Origin of the sequence: Methanoculleus marisnigri JR1, assembly GCF_000015825.1 — an archaeon.
GTDB lineage: Archaea > Halobacteriota > Methanomicrobia > Methanomicrobiales > Methanoculleaceae > Methanoculleus > Methanoculleus marisnigri.
This window is the reverse complement of record NC_009051.1, coordinates 1,807,936-1,824,723: the sequence shown is the minus strand read 5'-3', so window position 1 is coordinate 1,824,723 and position 16,788 is coordinate 1,807,936. Positions and strand designations below refer to the sequence as shown.

Sequence of the window (16,788 nt, the reverse complement as noted above, 5' to 3'; positions counted from 1 at the left end):
GGGCCCGAACATTCGTTCGGGTCTGATGCAGGGTGACAATGTTTATATGTCTGGGGATTCAATATGTATTCTCACAAGGCCTCCTCAAACATCCGCAATGCGGATGAATCGGGGCGTCCGGGTCGGGAATATGTGTTTGATTTCCGGCTCGAAACTCGGGTGGGAACAAATGTTTATATGTGATAACTCACAAACATAAGTTCCTGCACAGGTGAAGTATCAGGGCGTCCGGGACGTAAAATTCCGGGCGATTTCCTCGATCGAGCCGGAGATTCTCTCTGGATCTCCGGCGCGGATCCCAGCGCGGGGTGAAAATGTTTATATGTGTTGAAGCACAAACATTAATCTCCGCGCAGGTGAAGTTCTCGACCCGATTCGGGTCACGTTCCCTGTATTCAAAAAGGACATGAAGATTCGAGAACATTCTCGAATCCGATGCAGGAAAACATGTTTAAATAGTTGTAAAATAAACATTGTTCTCCTGGTGATGGGGAATCAACACGACCGCCATTGAGCGGGTTGATTCTGACGTTGGCATTGGCAATGCGGAAATTTGTTCAGTAACCGCTAATTCCTCCCAAGTTTAGTAGTGTGCATTACTTCCAAATTCTGGTTGATCCTGCCAGAGGTCACTGCTATCGGGGTTCGATTAAGCCATGCGAGTCGAGAGGGTTCGGCCCTCGGCGTACTGCTCAGTAACACGTGGATAACCTGCCCTAAGGAAGGGGATAACCCCGGGAAACTGGGAATAATACCCTATAGGTTACAGATGCTGGAATGCTCTGTAACTCAAAGTTCAGGCGCCTTAGGATGGATCTGCGGCCGATTAGGTTGTTGTTGGGGTAACGGCCCAACAAGCCAGTAATCGGTACGGGTTGTGGGAGCAAGAGCCCGGAGTTGGATTCTGAGACACGAATCCAGGCCCTACGGGGCGCAGCAGGCGCGAAAACTTTACAATGCGGGCAACCGTGATAAGGGAACCTCGAGTGCCTGTATATGCAGGCTGTCCAGGTGTCTAAAACACACCTGAAGAAAGGGCCGGGCAAGACCGGTGCCAGCCGCCGCGGTAATACCGGCGGCTCGAGTGGTGGCCACTTTTATTGGGCTTAAAGCGTTCGTAGCTGGGTTGTTAAGTCTCTTGGGAAATCCGGCGGCTCAACCGTCGGGCGTCTAAGAGATACTGGCAGTCTTGGAACCGGGAGAGGTGAGGGGTACTTCGGGGGTAGGAGTGAAATCCTGTAATCCTCGAGGGACCACCTGTGGCGAAGGCGCCTCACCAGAACGGCTTCGACAGTGAGGGACGAAAGCTGGGGGAGCAAACCGGATTAGATACCCGGGTAGTCCCAGCCGTAAACGATGTGCGTTAGGTGTATCGACGACCACGAGTCGTCGAGGTGCCGAAGGGAAACCGTGAAACGTACCGCCTGGGAAGTACGGTCGCAAGGCTGAAACTTAAAGGAATTGGCGGGGGAGCACCACAACAGGTGGAGCCTGCGGTTTAATTGGACTCAACGCCGGGAATCTCACCGGATAAGACAGCGGAATGATTGCCGGGCTGAAGACTCTGCATGACTAGCTGAGAGGAGGTGCATGGCCGTCGTCAGTTCGTACTGTGAAGCATCCTGTTAAGTCAGGCAACGAGCGAGACCCACGCCAACAGTTGCCAGCATGATCTCCGGATTGATGGGGACACTGTTGGGACCGCCTCTGCTAAAGAGGAGGAAGGAATGGGCAACGGTAGGTCAGCATGCCCCGAATTATCCGGGCTACACGCGGGCTACAATGGGCAGGACAATGGGTATCGACACCGAAAGGTGGAGGCAATCTCCTAAACCTGTCCGTAGTTCGGATTGTGGGCTGTAACTCGCCCACATGAAGCTGGAATCTGTAGTAATCGCGTTTCAAAATAACGCGGTGAATGTGTCCCTGCTCCTTGCACACACCGCCCGTCAAACCACCCGAGTGGGGTTTGGATGAGGCTGCGGTCGTTGCCGCAGTCGAATCTAGGTTCCGCAAGGGGGGTTAAGTCGTAACAAGGTAGCCGTAGGGGAATCTGCGGCTGGATCACCTCCTAAAGAAATTACTTGGGTCAGCGGTTGCTGAACAAAACGTAAAATTGCCGATGTCAACGGGAGATTCGGGCTCATAGCTCAGTTGGAAGAGCGCCGCCTTTGCGAGGCGGAGGCCGGGGGTTCAAATCCCCCTGAGTCCACTCGACAGGACTAAACAGTCCTGCCGAAAATGCACCCGGAGATGTGAATCACCGGGGAAGGGCTGAAGGTCTTTGACCTGAGGAAGCTGTGTATAGGTGCGTACTCTGGACGTTAAATGAGTTCAACGGAATGGCGATATGCCTATCAGTGGATGGCTCGGTTCGAGTGCCGAAGAAGGGCGTGCCAAGCTGCGATAAGCTCCGGGAAGACGCATGGAGTCTACGATCCGGAGATTCCCTAATGAGACTTCTTAACACTTCGGTGTTGATCCGTAAGGATCGGGAACCCCCCGAATTGAAACATCTTAGTAGGGGGAGGAAAAGAAATCAACCGAGATGTCGTTAGTAGAGGCGATCGAACACGACAGAGTTCAAACTGAATCCCGCAAGGGAGATGTGGTGTAGTAAGCCTACCATCTGGATGCCAAGGTCAAACGGAAATCCTCTGGAATGAGGTGCCAAAGAGGGTGATAGCCCCGTACGTGCAAGCTGAGGTGTCCTGGTAGTGTCTTGAGTACCGCGGGTCGGAATTCTCGCGGGAATCTGGGGGTCATCAACCTCCAAAACTAAATACTACTCGAAACCGATAGCGTATTAGTAGCGTGAGCGAAGGCTGAAAAGTAACCCTTGAAAGGTGGTTAAAAGCGCCTGAAACTGATAGGTGATAGTGAGTTACGGCGCGAAAGGATCTTCCACGTGAAGGAACCCGTCGCGAGGCGGTAGTACGGGCGTGGTTGCCGGTGTCGTAACGTACGTTTTGAAGAACGGGCCAGAGAGTTTATTCTGTAGGCGAAGGTTAACCCAAAAGGGGAGCCGAAGGGAAACCAACAGGTCCGTAGCCTTCGGGCATGGGACGGCGTATTAAAAGTGCGTGGAGTCTGCAGGATAAGACCCGAAGCCTAGCGATCTATGCGTGGGCAGGTTGAAGCGTGCCGAAAGGCGCGTGGAGGACCGCAAGCGGTTTTGATATGCAAATCATTCGTGTGACCTGCGTATAGGAGTGAAAGATTAATCGAGCTGGGCATCCGCTGGTTCCTCTCGAAACATGCCGTAGCATGACCTGGCTGGAGATAGACGGTGAGGTAGAGCACTGATTGGGGGAGCTGGGGGAGAAATCCCTCACCCTCCTGTCAAACTCCAAATTCCCCGTCGTCGAAGAAGGCTGGCAGTCCGGACTACGGGGTAAGCTTGTAGTCCGTAAGGGAGACAACCCAGACCGTGGTTAATGTCCCTCAATGTAGGCTAAGTGTCAACACTGAAAGGCGTCCCAGGCCAAAGACAACTGGAAGGTGAGCTCAGAAGCAGCTATCCTTTAAAAAGTGCGTAACAGCTTACCAGTCGAGGTTTGGGGCACTGAAAATGGACGGGGCTAAAGCCTACTACAGATACCACGGACCACACTTTCGTGTGATGGCGTAGAGAGGCGTGCTGCCTGGGCAGAAGCAGGGGCGTGAGCTCCTGTGGACCGGGTAGTATTGAGAATTCTGGCATTAGTAGAAGCAAAGTTGGGTGAGAATCCCAACCGCCGGAGGGGCTAGGTTTCCTCGGCAATGTTCGTCAGCCGAGGGTTAGTCGGTCCTAAGATGTGTCGTAATTCGAGCACGTCAACAGGGAAACAGGTTAATATTCCTGTACCATTCATCCGTAGCAGTTTACTGCCCTGACGCTTCGGGATATGCCGGGCAGGGTCGTCGCCCTGTCCAAGCGTTCAAGCTCGTGGAGTACCGCCATGGTGAGAAGCGAGTGAAGGCGTGATGGAGTAATTCGGCAAATTCCTGGAGCCCGTGAAAAGGGGGATGAATGTCCGTACCGAGATCTGACACAGGTGCCCCTAGCTGAAAAGGCTAAGGCGTGTCGGTTTAATCGTGTTAAGGGAACTCGGCAAATTGGCCCCGTAACTTTGGGATAAGGGGTGCCTGCCTGGCGATCAGGCAGGTCGCAGTGACCAGGGGGCTCTGACTGTCTAATAACAACATAGGTGACTGCAACTCGGAAACGACTAGTATAGTCACTGATTCCTGCCCAGTGCGAGTATCTGAACACCGGGTTCAACCGGACGAAGGACTCGTAAACGGCGGGGGTAACTATGACCCTCTTAAGGTAGCGTAGTACCTTGTCGCTTAATTGGCGACTTGCATGAATGGATTAACGAGAGCCCTACTGTCCCTAACACGAAGCCGTTGAACATTTTATCCTAGTGCAGAGACTAGGGACTCCAGATGGGAAGTGAAGACCCCGTGGAGCTTTACTGCAGCCTGTCGCTGTGTTACGGTATTCCTTGCGCAGCGTAGATGGGAGGCGTCGATCCACCCCTTCCGGGGGGTGGGGAGCCAACAATGAGACACCATCCTTGGTTTACTGTAACACTAACTCAAACCTGAGGACAACGATAGGTAGGCAGTTTGGGTGGGGCGCCACACCCTCGAAAAAATATCAAGGGTGCCCTATGGTCAACTCATGTGAGTCAGAAACTCACAGGAGAGTGTCAAGAGCATAAGTTGGCCTGACGCGATTTCGCATAGCAAGAAATCGCGAGAGGAAACTCGGGTCTAACGAACCAATGAGCCTTATTGATGAGGGCCATTGACGACAGAAAAGCTACCCCGGGGATAACAGAGTCGTCGCCGGCAAGAGCACATATCGACCCGGCGGCTTGCTACCTCGATGTCGGTTCTTTCCATCCTGGCCGTGCAGCAGCGGCCAAGGGTGAGGTTGTTCGCCTATTAAAGGGGATCGTGAGCTGGGTTTAGACCGTCGTGAGACAGGTCGGTTACTATCTATCTGGAGTGTAAGGAGTCTGAAGGTAAGATGGAAATAGTACGAGAGGAACTTTCCGTCGTCGCCTCTGGTCGATCGGTTGTCCGACAGGGCAGTGCCGAGCAGCTACGCGATAAGGGATAAAAGCTGAAAGCATCTAAGCTTGAAACCTGACCCGAAAAGAGACTCCGTTGAGGACACGGGTAAAAGACCCGCTTGATAGGTCCGGGATGTAAGCACGAAGGCAACGACGTGTTCAGTCCGCGGATACTAACGTCCGATGCCTTCCGTTGAACTCAGACGAAATCCAGAGTACGCACCGAAAAACGCCTTGCGGCCGAATCTGATGAGGGTGTAACCCTTAAATAGATTGGGCGACAACATAGTAAGGCAACACAGCTTGCCAAGGTGGCGGAGCGGCCACGCGGTTGACTGCAGATCAACTACACCCCGGTTCAAGTCCGGGCCTTGGCTTCCGACCGGGCGCGAAGCGGCTGGGCGGGGAGAAAATCCGTAAGGATTTTTGACTCCATCCAAACGCATCACACCCGGTCGTAACTGGTAATAGCGGCCATAGCAGAGGGGAAACACCTGGACCCATTCCGAACCCAGCAGTTAAGCCCTCTCACGTGCCATGTGGTACTGAGGTGCGCGAGCCCTCGGGAAGCACGGCTCGCTGCTATTACCTCCCTTTAATCTGAAAAACTGTTCTTCTCGTGTTTTACTGTGCGAACGTTAGTAATGTATCTTCGATAGTTCCTTCTTCTCTGTAGCGCAGGTTTTTACATCGATATTATCCTGAAAATATCCTCGATACAACAGAACCCGGTCGGAAAGGGGGGAGCGATCTCTGTCGCCCCGCTGAAACCCGGGACATCCGGCACGACGCCCGGTTCGTCCCCTTCCCGTTCCTGGAGTTGCGGGTGTTCCGCGGTTTGGGTTGATGGAATTGAGGCTTTAACGATTGGATCTCAATGATGCGCCGCCGTTGCGGTGGCACCATTCTATCTGTTGATGATATTGTTTATTTAACTTTTGTTTCTTGTCGACCTTATCTCATTTACCTCGGGGGGCTGCGCCCCTCTCATGCTACCGGCGGTGCCTCCGGGGATAGTGCCTTTGGGACGTTTACACCGTAAGGCCGGCGTCCTTGTATCAGGTGGAGTATCTGCGACAGCACCTCCTCGTCGGTCGGGAGACCCGAGGAGAGAACCTTCTTCATCCGGATCGGGACGGAATCCATCCTGTAACCCGTTCCCTCGCAGTCGATGCCCACGCATGCGACCGGGATATGGATATCCGCAAAGGAGGTGCTGAGCGAGACGAATGGATCGATGACGATGGTCGGGATCGTCGCGAGGTGTTCGTTGCACCTCCTCGGCAGATGAGCCCCCGGATCGGCGCCGATGATGAGGCATGCATCGGCCTCTCCCCGGCCGAGCAGGTCGACCGCCGTCGTCTCGCCGGGGTTGTAATACGGAGTGCCGCGCGAAAAATCGACGCCGTACGGGTAGCCCGTGAGGAATGAAAACGTCTGGTTGGTGCCGTTGACGTTCCAGTGCCCGCGCATGGGTGTCAGGGTGAACTTCGTATGCCGGTTGAGTTCATCGACGAGCTGGATGGCGTTCCTGACGTTTTTGTACCTGCCCCGAGACTGCGTCAGGCCGATCCCTGTGAAGAGCGCGCCGAACCGGGCGTTCCTGCAGAGGTCCGCCAGCCAGATCAGCCTCTCCCGCGGGACCCCTCCGATGCTTGCAGGAAGGGTATCCGCGTGGCCCCTGATGATTGCCCGCAGGGCTGAAAAAACGGCGTAATCCCCACCCGGCTTGATCCGTATGAACTCGTCGGCAATCTTTGCGGTATCGGTCATCCTGATGTCCACGACGACGAGAGTCCGGTCGTGATGCCCGTTCTCCCGGTACTTCCCGTTGACGAACGTCGTATACCGGGAGAGGTGGCGCGGGTGCGACTCTATGGGGTTCGAGCCCCAGTAGATCACGACGTCGGCCCGGTTCTTCACCGCACCGAGCGTGCACCCCGGGTGGCCCGCCTCCTGGATGCCCATGATCGAGGGGCCGTGACAGATCGACGAACAGTTGTCGATCACGCCCCCGATCGTCTCGGCGATCTGGATGCCGATGCACTGCGCTTCCGCGGACGTCCCGCTCCATCCAAAGAGGAGTGGCCGTTCGGCGTCGGCGAGCATTTCTGCGGCATACCGGATACCCTCCGCGAACCCGATCGGGCTCCATGACTGGTTATCATCCCTCAGGATTGGCGATCTGAGGCGGCTCTGCGACAGGAACTTCTCCGAGCCGAGCGAGCATGCGTTATCGACCGACGTGACCGCCCCGCCCTCGACCTTCACGACCAGGTCGTCGCAGAGGCACCCGCAGAGAGGGCAGGCAACATCGCGGATGGTTACGGGACCGCCGCCGTCTTCCCCGCAGGGCACCGGCACCGGAGGGCATGCGCCGCCGCCTTCCTCGATGAGGATCGCCCAGCCTGATCGTGGGGAGAGATCGGTTCGCGTCACCGTCCCTTCCAGCCATTTGTAGTCCGGAGCACCGGTTCCCCGCGTGGTCGCGTGCAGGATTGCGTTCGCGTGCGGTCCGCAGGGGATGAATACGGTTCCGGAGACGAGATCGTCGCAGGGTGTGGCGACAAACACCTCTTCTCCTGTCCCGGTCGAGAGAAGAAGATAGTCTCCTGCCGAGGCCCCGAGTTCCAGGAGATCGAACGGGTTGACGAAACAGCGTGCCGTTTCATAGGAATATCCGGGCATGTCTTTGTAGTAGAGTTGCCTGCCCTGGGCGATTGTCCTCCCGCTCGTGATGAGAACGTGCATTAATGGTCTGTCTGACTTCCGCACCGATAATGTTTACGTTCCCATGTTTACTGATGGTAAAAATTAAGGGGGTTTATTTTATGTGGTGGGTGGCATTTGCGAGAACAGAAGGGGTGCCGGGCACCCCGGTAATGCGGACAGCGCCCATCACACCGCAATGTACCGCGCCGCCGCCACCTTCTCCCGCCCAAACGTTTCGCCGAGCGCGAACAGGTCACTCCTGCCGAGATGCTCCTCCGCCCGGGCGAAGACCTCGCCCTCTTCCGAGGCGAAATGAGCCTCGACCCGCTCCCGGAGATCGACGAGCGCCGGCATCCAGGCGTCGTCCCTCTGGGGGATGGTCTCGAAGCGTGCGAGCGTCTCCCTGACCTCGGTATGTTCGTCGAGCGACCGCCGTATCTCCTCCGGAACCCTTTCCCGGAGGTGCGCATACAGTGTCGCCTCCTCCGCGTACATGTGCCCCGGCAGCTCCCGGCGAAGCGTGATACACCGGACGTCCCGTGTCTCGGGGTTGCTCTCGAGTTCGTCGAATAGGGCCCTGATGAGATCGTGGTCCTCCCGGATCAATTCAAGAATTTGCGGCATGCGCGTCCTCCGTCCGGGGGAGAATAGGGGATGAGGAACTTAACGGTTTCGCCCGGGCGAACCTGACAAAAAAAAGGAGCGTCGGTGCCTCCGTCCGATCGCTCAGCGTGCCGCAACCGGCATCGCGCTCTTCTTTGCCTCCTCGTAGCTGTTGCCGAGACTCGAGAGTTCGTCGCTGCTCATCTTCTGCTGCATCTCGGGGAAGATATGTTCCTCCTCCTCGCTGATGTGGTGTTCCACGTTCTCCTTGATCACCGTTATCTTCGCCACCCAGACGTCCTCTTTTGACGTGGACGCACTGTCGAGCTGGGATAGCAGTGTCTTGACCGCGTTGTGCTCCTCGATCGACTCAAGGGCCATCTCCTGCATCCCTGCATCCATGAGTTTTGGGTATACGGCCTGTTCCTCCCCGATCATGTGCGGCATGAGGTTCTCTTTCAAGGAGTTATATTTCTGCTCCCGGTTGCTCGTGCCCTTGCTCGAGAGTTCCGAGAGTTGCGAGAGCACCATTTCGTGCTCCTGCTTCAGGATGTCGATAACGTTCTGTGCCATCTGATCACTTCCCCCCGCTCTGCAGGGAAGAAGCCATGAGGGGCGAGACTGCTATATATACGTTATGCGCAGTTCCGTCCCGTAGCCTTGCCTGTCCCCCCGGCAACGATGCATCCGGCTGTGTGGCGTATCGTGCCGATGCCCGATAGTAGCCGCCGGATATCCATAAATGCTGCAGGCACATAGGATTGTACATGGCGAACGAGGATCGGGACGCCCCGACTCCCGGAACGAAACTCCGGCGCGAGCTGGGCCTTCCCGCAGTCACCCTCTCGGGCGTCGGGATCATTCTCGGGGCAGGAATCTATGCCCTGCTCGGGGAAGCGGCCGGCATGGCCGGCAACGCCGTCTGGCTGACGTTCGCCGTCGCCGCCGCCATCGCCGGGTTCAGCGCACTAGGTTACGCCGAACTCTCGTCGATGTACCCCCGTGCGAGCGCCGAGTTCGAGTATGTCAGAAACGCCTTCGGGAGGAGGCTTGCGTTCGTCGTCGGGTGGCTGATCATCTTCTCCGGCATCCTCGGGGCCGCAACCGTCTCGCTCGGGTTTGCCGGCTACTTCTCGGATCTCGTCGGCTTCCCGCGCGTCCCCTCCGCCGTCCTGATCATCCTCGTCCTTGCCGGGATCCTTTTCTACGGCATCAAGGAGACCGCCCGGGCCGCCATCGCCATGACCCTCATCGAGGTAGGAGGGATCGTCATGGTCATCCTGATCGGTCTTCCGCACCTCGGGCGGGTGGATTACTTCGATATGCCCCTCGGGGTTCCGGGCCTCCTGCAGGCATCCGCACTCGTCTTTTTTGCCTATATGGGATTCGAGGAGATGGTGAAACTCTCGGAGGAGACCAGAAACCCGGAACGAACCATCCCCATAGCCCTGATGATCGCGCTTGCCGTCTCCGTCATCCTCTATATCCTGGTCTCTCTCGCCGCCGTGTCGGTCGTCGGGTGGGAGCAGCTCGCCGCATCCCGGGCGCCTTTCGCCGACGTCGCGGCCGTCGCTCTCGGCCCTGCGGCGTTCACTCTCATCTCCATCATCGCCCTCTTTGCCACGGCAAACACCGCTCTCCTGATGATGATGGCGTCGTCCCGGATCATGTACGGGATGGCATCCTCCTTCTCGCTCCCGCCTATCCTCGCCCGGGTCCACCCCCGGACACGGACGCCATGGACGGCCATCGTCGCCGTTGCGCTTGCCTCCATCGCGTTCCTCTTTGCAGGCAAGATCGACTTCGTCGCAAACGTCACGAACTTCACGCTCTTCGTGACGTTCGCCGTCATCAACGCGTCCGTTATTCTGCTTCGCTACCGTGCGCCGGATGCGCCCCGGCCGTTCCGGATACCAGGCAGCATCGGCAGGTTCCCGGTCATCCCGGCCGTCGGCATCGCCTCGACGCTCCTTCTCCTCGCCCAGCTTGAGTCTCTGGTGCTGCTGGTCGGCGGGATCGTGGTCGTTGTCGGTGCGGCGATCGCCCTGGTCGGGGAGCGGCGGTCGGCCGCCGCCTAATCCTGCCCCTCTTTTGCCCGGTAGCGTTCGATCCGCCCGACCGCTTCCAGTCTCCCGTTCGAGAGGGCGGATATGGCGCCGTGACCGCACGCGACCAGGCACCGGCGGCCTGACGGGGCGAGTTCCTTGTCCAGGTTCTGGATCAGTTCGAGCAGCGCCGTCCTTTCCCTGCGGGCGCGGTCGCTGTCGACGTTGACCGAGGTCACCAGGAAGTCGGCGAGCGAATTGTAGCGTTTCCGCTCTTCATCGAGGCTCCCGAAGTTGATCAGCGTATCGGCGGTGAAGATGATCCCGTGCGTGGGGCAGAAGAAGTAGACCTGGCCGTGCATGTGCCCGCCGAGAGATTCCAGCACCTCGAACTCGAGGTCGTGGACCGTAAAGCGCGCGAGGACAGGAAAGATCGAGCGCATGCCGATCTCCTTCGCCGGAAAGACCTCGAGGTCCCCGGGTGGGGTGAAGTGCGAGAAGAGGTTGATGACGGTCGTGTAGACCTCTTCGAGGATCGAGGACTCGCTGCGCGACCCGTATGCTCGGTTCGCCCGGCGGATGATCTCGAGCGACCCGGTGTGCGTATACGCTTTCGCCTCGAAAAGCCCGCCCGCCCCGCAGTGGTCGGCATCGGCATGGGTGATGTAGATCCTCCGGATATTCCCGGGATCCCCGAGCCCGTAGTGCCGGAACATCCGCACGGCATCCTCGTGGTATATCCCGTATCCAGTATCGATCATCACGATCTCGCCCGGGGCCCGGAGCAGGAAGATGTTCCCACCGCCCGGCATCTGGAAGCAGAAGACCTCGACGTCGTCGGTGAGGCTGATGCGCTGGACGTCCGCGTAAAACCGGTCGCCGGTGGTGTCCCGGAGTGTCCGGCCCGTGAGCAGGATGGACTCGAAGACCTCTCTCGGGTCCTGCCCGAGGCTGTTGAGTTCCTGGACGATATGGTTGACGTCCTGCAGGAGCGAGAGCAGGAACTCGTCCTCGGCCGTCCCGATCAGCCCGCGCACCGCCTGGGCGAATCGGACGTAGAAGACGGTGTCGTCGAGTCTCTCACCGGTGGTGTCGTACTCCAGGATCTCGAGACGGTAGCGGGACTTCAGCCGGTCGAGCAGGCTCTCGACGATCGCGGTCTCTTCGACGTTCAGGCTGATCGTGACTCTCCCGGGGTCCGGCCTCCGGTCGTCGAAGTCGATGTAGGCGATGTTCGCCCCCGCACCGGTGATGTAGGTGAGGAGTTCGAAGAGGGATCCGGGTTCGTGAGGGAGGTATACGGAGAATTTGAGAAACCCGAGCGTGGGCAGCGACTCCTGGAGGTAGCCGATCGCGTGAAGGTCTTCCTTCATCCGGGAGTAACTCTCCTGTGCTGCGGTCACCTCGAAGAAGACCGTGGCGGGATCGATCCGGCGGTCGTACTGGATGCGGATGATGTTGCCCGAATATGACTTGACGATCTCGGCCGCGCGGTGCAGCGCGCCCGGTTTGTCGGGCATTCTGGCTACGAAAGAGTATTTGTTCACCCGGTTCACCTTGTGATTTTTATAGGTGCGCGGCCGTCCTATAAGCACTTTTTCGTGCGTTGCGGCAGCCTGAACGAGAAATGAGGCGGTTCCTGTGCCTGCACACCGTCACGTCGCGGCCGGTCACGCCGCTGTGAGCTTCCGGTGCACTGCCTGCGCCCAGGAACGTACGATCTCCCAGTCGCGGAAGTCTCCCGTCTTGGCCCGGATCATCTTGACGATGGTGCGGTCGGTGAAGGACAGGCCGCTGCTCTCCAGTTTACCCGGAAAGATCCCGACTTCCACCGGATTAACGAGCATCCTGACCGCGTCCATCGATGCTTCCGCTTTCCTGAGGATCTCGGGGCTTCTGTCCGTGACCGTGAGCCCCACGGAGAAGTAGGCGACCGGGATGGTGCGCAGGCGCTGCTGGTTCTTCTCGATGAAGACCTGCGGTTCCGGGAGCCATTTCCCCATGTATATCGGGCTTCCGATGACGGCGGCCCGGTACGGGGAGAGATCCCGGATTTCGTCCACCGGCCTTACATCGACCTCTGCGCCGACCTTCCGGAGTTCGTCGCCGATCGCCTCCGCCACTTCTGCGGTAGAGCCGTAGCGGGTGGCGTAGGCAACAAGAATCCTCTCTGCCATAAGCAGTTACTTCTCGCTCGACCGGTCTTATTCGTTGCGGGTCAAGGTTACGTTCTTATGGGTTTGGTTCCCTCTTAGGTTCCGATGGCGACTAGAGATGAGAATCCCGGAAGATGGTATCACAGAGGTCAGGGTCTCTGCACCACCAGCTGTTTCAACGAGGCGGTCGTCTGTTACGATAAGGCACTTGAACTATCCCCCGACGACCCCGTTCTCTGGCGGAGGAGGGGGTTTGCTCTTATCAGGGCCGGCCGCTACGAGGAGGCGGTCGCCTCTTTTGACCGGGCGCTCGCGCTCGACCCCGAAGACGCGACGGCATGGCAGAGAAAGGGCTACGTTCTCGCGCACCTCGGGGAGCACGATAGCGCCGTCGCCTGCTGTGACCGGGCGCTCATGCTGGATCCGGAGCATATCCTCGCCTGGCAGAGCCGGGGCTGGGTGCTCGGGGCCATGTGCCGCTACGATGAGGCGGCAGAGTGCTACGAGGCGGTTCTCTCGATCGACCCGGAGCGGGGATCGGCGGCCTGGCACCGGGACCGGATGCGGGAGAGAAGGGACATCGAAGCGCTCGTGTCCGAGATCCGGGAGGCCGGGCGCGTCATTGAGGTGCCGGCCTGCATCCGCGACGTCGCCCGGGAGCGTGACTACGGCAATGTGGATCTCGCGCGGGCGGTGCTCCGGGAACTCGCCCGCCGGGTGGAGAGGGCGGCAGTCCCGCGGCGATGAGCGCGGCCGGTCCCTCCGGGATCTACCTTCTACCTGCCTCTTAAGCTCCGGGTGTCCCATCCGTCGCACTTCGCCCCTGACGGTGCTCAAGCTCCGGATGTCCCATCCGTCGCACTTCGCGACAGACTTTACTCCGCCCTCAACGCCTCGATCGGGTCGAGGTTCGAGGCCCGCCACGCCGGGTAGACCCCGGTGACGATGCATATCGCGGCGCCGACGGCCATGGCCATCGGGACGTAGACGATACTTGCCGGTGCGAAGAAGTATTCGGCGGTGCCGACCATGCCGAGCACGACGATGTAGCCGATGATGAGGCTCGCGACGGCACCGATGATCGCCCCGACGAGCCCGAGGATCCCCGCTTCGTAGATGAACATTCGCAGGATCTCGGTTCGCTGCGTTCCGATGGAGCGGAGGATCCCGATCTCCCGCACCCGTTCGTTCACCGACATCATCATCACGTTGAAGATCGAGACCGCGGCAACCAGGAGCGAGATCGCGGCAATCGCCATCACGAACGTCGTCATCGTGGAGAGCGACGAGGTGATGCTCTCCATCATGCGGCTGCTGTCCTGGACGGTGACGGTGTCCTCCTTCCTGTTGAGTTCGTCTTCGATCGCCGTCTTGACCGCATCAGCGTTGTTGATGTCGTTCACGACGACGTTGACCTGGTCGTACTCCCCCTCGCCGCCATAGATCCCGGTGAAGAGTTTATCCGTGCCGATGATCGCCATATCCGTGGAGAGATCCATCGACATCCCCCGCTCTTCGAGGACCCCGACGACCCGGACGGTCGTGGTGGGCCCTTCATCGGGGTCGCCGATATCGATCTTGCTCCCGACCTTGAGGTCGAGCCTTTCCGCAAGCGTCGGCCCGATGACCACCGAGGTCGTGCTCTTGGGGTACTCCCCTTCCTCGACGACGAGGAGCTCGCGGATGATATCGGGGTCGAGACCGTAGATCGTCGCCCTCCCTGTCTCCGATCCTACCTCGATCCGGTCGGACTCGGACCTGACGGTATAGGCGGTCCCGTACTTCGCGACGATCCGTTCGATATCCCGGAATTGATCTTCGGCGATGAAATCGTCGTCGTCGGAGGAGCCGCCAGCGGCGATCCTGATCCCCGGTCCGCCCATCGTCACGCCCCCGCCGCCGGTGTAGGGGGTGACGGTGAGTTTGTTTGCCATATCAGAGAGTTCTTCCGTGACCGAGAGCGTCATGTTCGTCCCCATCATCCCGATCGAGGCGATGGCGACGACGCCGATGACGATGCCGAGGGCGGCGAGGACCGATCGCAGGAAGTGAAGCCGGACGCTTCTTACCGAGAGTGCGAGGATGATGTCGTTTCCGATCATGCCACCCTCCCGTCCCGGATGACGATCGTCCGTTCTGCATATGCCGCGATCTCGGATTCATGGGTCACCATGACGATCGTCCGGCCTTTTTTGTGGAGTTCCGAGAGCGCCTCCATGATCTGGGTGCCGGTCTGCGAGTCCAGGTTTCCGGTCGGCTCGTCGCAGAGGAGGATCGCCGGGTCGTTCACGAGCGCCCGGGCGATTGCAACGCGCTGCTGCTGACCGCCGGAGAGTTCGTTCGGCTTATGGGTCGAGAGGCTTTCGTCGATTCCGACCAGGGCGAGAAGGTCCCGCACCCTCCCGGTGTCGTCGTTTTTGCGGTGCTTCATGATGTAGGGGTATTCGACGTTCTCGTAGGCGGAGAGAAGCGGGATGAGGTTGAATTTCTGGAAGATGTAGCCGATGGACGAGAGCCGGAGACTGGTCAGCTCCCGGTCGTCCATCTCCCGGGTGTTCTTCCCTGCGAGGAAGAGGTCGCCCGAGGTGGGGCGGTCGAGGCACCCGATCTGGTTGAGGAGGGTTGATTTTCCCGACCCCGACGGCCCCATGATGGCGACGAACTCCCCCTCGTCGATCCTGATAGATATCCCGGAGAGGGCCGTGACGTCGCCTGCAGGGAGGGGATAGACCTTCGTGACGTCGTCGAGTTCGATAACCGGTATGCTCATGCATCGTCCTCCCGGGGTTACTTCCGGATCCGGTCACGGATCTTCCCGAAGTAACCCTTCCGCCACGCGACGGCGACGGCCACGCCCCCGACGGCCACGAGGCCGATCTCAAGGAGCGGGACCTGCGCAAACCCGCCGCCGAACGACATGCCCATGCCCCCGGATCTGGTCACTGTCTGGGGGCCGCTCCGTGTAATCACTCCCGAGCCGCCGGTCTGGACCTGGTTGCCCGCACCTGTCTGCTCTGTGGAGGATAGGGAGACGGTCACGGTCTCGCTGTGGGTTTCACCGTCCTCGTCTTTGTACTGGACAAGAAGCGGGATCGAAGATGCGCCCTGGGCGAGGCACGTGATCTCGAAACTCGAGAAGTCATCGGACTCCAGTCCGCCGACGACGTAGACCGGGTAGGGGTCGGTCGGGGTCGCGGGGTCGTCGACGGTGACCTTGACGGAGTAGGCATCTTTCAGGCCGGCGTTGGTCACGTCGCCGGTCAGCGTGACCGTACTGCCGCTCCGGGCGACTTCGATGTTGTTGACCACCATTTCCGGTTCGACCGCCCGCTCGCCGATCTCGACGGGGATGGTCAGGGTGGCGTGGTGTTCGTTGAGACCGTTCCTGTAGGAGACGTCGAAGGTGAGTTTGGTCGACTGCGATGCCTGGATCCGAAACGAGGCGTTCTTCTCCTCGTCCGGCGAGAGGGCTCCAAGGAAGACGGCTGTCTGGGTGCTTGCGACGCCCTCGCCGGTCGGGGTGACCGTTACGCCGTTCACGCTGTTCCCGCGGGGGTTACCGACGGAAAGAACGATGGTGTCTTCGCTGTTTGCCGGGAAGGTTTTCGGGGCGTCGACGATATTGACCTGGATCTCGGTACTTTCGACCGTCACCGGGACGGAGTAGCGGATGCTCCCGCTGTCCCTGAGGTCCAGGTAGAAGATCGGGTAGTAGATGCCGTCCGAGGCATCGGCCCGCACGGTGAACGTGAACGACATGGTGTTCCCGGGGCCGATGGTGCCCACCGAATCGTAGGTCTTGTCGTTGACGACGGAGATGCCGTTGGGATAAAGTTCGGCCCTGCTGATGGCGACGCCCGTCTCCCCGGTGTTCTTGATCTCGACCGTCACCGTGCCCGTATCTCCGCGCATGAGCGCGTCGGGATTGACGGTGACCCCGGTGACCGCAATCTGTTCCTCCAACGACGTATTGGCCGCGGCGGCGGCACCCACGATTGCCGACAGGAGGAGAAGCACGATGCAAAGGTTGTGTTTCATCATCGTCTCTGCCTCCGTCGCATGGAGGCTCCTCCATGGCATCGGTGCTGTTCCGGTAGTGTTCTGGCAGTTTCCATGATCTTTTCACTTCGCTCTGGTTCTGCTGCTCTGATGTCGCGCCCTCCCCGGAAACTGTGGGAAGGGCTGTGCGACAATGTAAGGTAGATT

General features: G+C 59.1%; 10 protein-coding genes, 2 tRNA genes and 3 rRNA genes. 7 read left to right on the top strand and 8 right to left on the bottom strand.

Annotated features, from left to right (window positions below; all coding sequences use genetic code 11):
* Positions 1 to 606: 606 nt before the first annotated feature.
* The 5 genes from MEMAR_RS09005 to rrf all read left to right on the top strand — a co-directional run bounded on the left by MEMAR_RS09005 (position 607) and on the right by rrf (position 5,654).
* Positions 607 to 2,073, top strand: a 16S ribosomal RNA gene (locus MEMAR_RS09005).
* Positions 2,074 to 2,139: 66 nt separating this feature from the next.
* Positions 2,140 to 2,212: transfer RNA gene (locus tag MEMAR_RS09000), tRNA-Ala, on the top strand.
* A gap of 122 nt (positions 2,213 to 2,334) precedes the next feature.
* Positions 2,335 to 5,263: ribosomal RNA gene (locus MEMAR_RS08995) — 23S ribosomal RNA — on the top strand.
* Between the two features lie 108 nt (positions 5,264 to 5,371).
* Positions 5,372 to 5,443: transfer RNA gene (locus MEMAR_RS08990), tRNA-Cys, on the top strand.
* A gap of 89 nt (positions 5,444 to 5,532) precedes the next feature.
* A 5S ribosomal RNA gene (gene rrf / locus MEMAR_RS08985) occupies positions 5,533 to 5,654 on the top strand.
* The 16S, 23S and 5S rRNA genes sit together here with 2 tRNA genes alongside, the layout of an rRNA operon.
* A 399-nt stretch (positions 5,655 to 6,053) precedes the next feature.
* On the opposite strand, the gene MEMAR_RS08980 is transcribed toward rrf, so the two are convergent.
* The 3 genes from MEMAR_RS08980 to MEMAR_RS08970 form a co-directional block, all read right to left on the bottom strand.
* A complete protein-coding gene (locus MEMAR_RS08980; RefSeq protein ID WP_011844664.1) occupies positions 6,054 to 7,817 on the bottom strand; it encodes a formylmethanofuran dehydrogenase subunit B in 1,764 nt (587 codons plus the stop codon).
* A 147-nt stretch (positions 7,818 to 7,964) separates the two neighbouring features.
* Positions 7,965 to 8,402, bottom strand: a complete 438-nt coding sequence (locus MEMAR_RS08975) for a hemerythrin domain-containing protein (RefSeq protein ID WP_011844663.1) — start codon at positions 8,400 to 8,402, stop codon at positions 7,965 to 7,967.
* Between the two features lie 102 nt (positions 8,403 to 8,504).
* On the bottom strand, positions 8,505 to 8,954 hold the full coding sequence (locus MEMAR_RS08970; protein WP_011844662.1) for a hemerythrin domain-containing protein: 450 nt from the start codon (positions 8,952 to 8,954) through the stop codon (positions 8,505 to 8,507).
* A gap of 194 nt (positions 8,955 to 9,148) precedes the next feature.
* Between MEMAR_RS08970 and MEMAR_RS08965 the strand changes: the two genes are divergently transcribed.
* On the top strand, positions 9,149 to 10,459 hold the full coding sequence (locus tag MEMAR_RS08965) for an APC family permease (protein WP_011844661.1): 1,311 nt from the start codon (positions 9,149 to 9,151) through the stop codon (positions 10,457 to 10,459).
* Here MEMAR_RS08965 and MEMAR_RS08960 read toward each other — a convergent pair.
* Both MEMAR_RS08960 and MEMAR_RS08955 read right to left on the bottom strand, forming a co-directional pair.
* Positions 10,456 to 11,973 carry an MBL fold metallo-hydrolase gene (locus MEMAR_RS08960; RefSeq protein WP_011844660.1) on the bottom strand — a complete coding sequence of 506 codons (1,518 nt, stop codon included), beginning with the start codon at positions 11,971 to 11,973 and terminating at the stop codon, positions 10,456 to 10,458. The two genes, MEMAR_RS08965 and MEMAR_RS08960, sit on opposite strands and share 4 nt — an antisense overlap.
* Positions 11,974 to 12,096: 123 nt before the next feature.
* Complete coding sequence (locus MEMAR_RS08955) at positions 12,097 to 12,603, bottom strand: flavodoxin domain-containing protein (RefSeq protein WP_011844659.1); 507 nt, start codon at positions 12,601 to 12,603, stop codon at positions 12,097 to 12,099.
* A gap of 84 nt (positions 12,604 to 12,687) precedes the next feature.
* Here MEMAR_RS08955 and MEMAR_RS08950 point away from each other — a divergent pair, with 84 nt between their 5' ends.
* On the top strand, positions 12,688 to 13,329 hold the full coding sequence (locus MEMAR_RS08950; protein ID WP_011844658.1) for a tetratricopeptide repeat protein: 642 nt from the start codon (positions 12,688 to 12,690) through the stop codon (positions 13,327 to 13,329).
* Positions 13,330 to 13,457: 128 nt separating this feature from the next.
* Here MEMAR_RS08950 and MEMAR_RS08945 read toward each other — a convergent pair whose 3' ends face one another.
* The 3 genes from MEMAR_RS08945 to MEMAR_RS08935 are packed head-to-tail and all read right to left on the bottom strand — an operon-like array spanning position 13,458 to position 16,623.
* Positions 13,458 to 14,684: an ABC transporter permease gene (locus MEMAR_RS08945; protein WP_011844657.1), complete on the bottom strand. Its 1,227-nt coding sequence runs from the start codon at positions 14,682 to 14,684 to the stop codon at positions 13,458 to 13,460.
* Positions 14,681 to 15,352: an ABC transporter ATP-binding protein gene (locus tag MEMAR_RS08940; RefSeq protein WP_011844656.1), complete on the bottom strand. Its 672-nt coding sequence runs from the start codon at positions 15,350 to 15,352 to the stop codon at positions 14,681 to 14,683. Before MEMAR_RS08940 ends, MEMAR_RS08945 begins: the two co-directional genes overlap by 4 nt.
* Before the next feature lie 17 nt (positions 15,353 to 15,369).
* On the bottom strand, positions 15,370 to 16,623 hold the full coding sequence (locus MEMAR_RS08935; RefSeq protein WP_245526582.1) for a COG1361 S-layer family protein: 1,254 nt from the start codon (positions 16,621 to 16,623) through the stop codon (positions 15,370 to 15,372).
* Positions 16,624 to 16,788 lie beyond the last annotated feature (165 nt).

Excerpts from the sequence above, each read along its gene's own strand:
- MEMAR_RS08980 (WP_011844664.1), bottom strand. The coding sequence starts at position 7,817 with ATGCACGTTCTCATCACGAGCGGGAGGACAATCGCCCAGGGCAGGCAA.
- MEMAR_RS08975 (WP_011844663.1), bottom strand. The coding sequence starts at position 8,402 with ATGCCGCAAATTCTTGAATTGATCCGGGAGGACCACGATCTCATCAGG.
- MEMAR_RS08950 (WP_011844658.1), top strand. The coding sequence starts at position 12,688 with ATGGCGACTAGAGATGAGAATCCCGGAAGATGGTATCACAGAGGTCAG.
- MEMAR_RS08940 (WP_011844656.1), bottom strand. The coding sequence starts at position 15,352 with ATGAGCATACCGGTTATCGAACTCGACGACGTCACGAAGGTCTATCCC.
- MEMAR_RS08945 (WP_011844657.1), bottom strand. The coding sequence starts at position 14,684 with ATGATCGGAAACGACATCATCCTCGCACTCTCGGTAAGAAGCGTCCGG.
- MEMAR_RS08955 (WP_011844659.1), bottom strand. The coding sequence starts at position 12,603 with ATGGCAGAGAGGATTCTTGTTGCCTACGCCACCCGCTACGGCTCTACC.
- MEMAR_RS08935 (WP_245526582.1), bottom strand. The coding sequence starts at position 16,623 with ATGATGAAACACAACCTTTGCATCGTGCTTCTCCTCCTGTCGGCAATC.
- MEMAR_RS08970 (WP_011844662.1), bottom strand. The coding sequence starts at position 8,954 with ATGGCACAGAACGTTATCGACATCCTGAAGCAGGAGCACGAAATGGTG.
- MEMAR_RS08965 (WP_011844661.1), top strand. The coding sequence starts at position 9,149 with ATGGCGAACGAGGATCGGGACGCCCCGACTCCCGGAACGAAACTCCGG.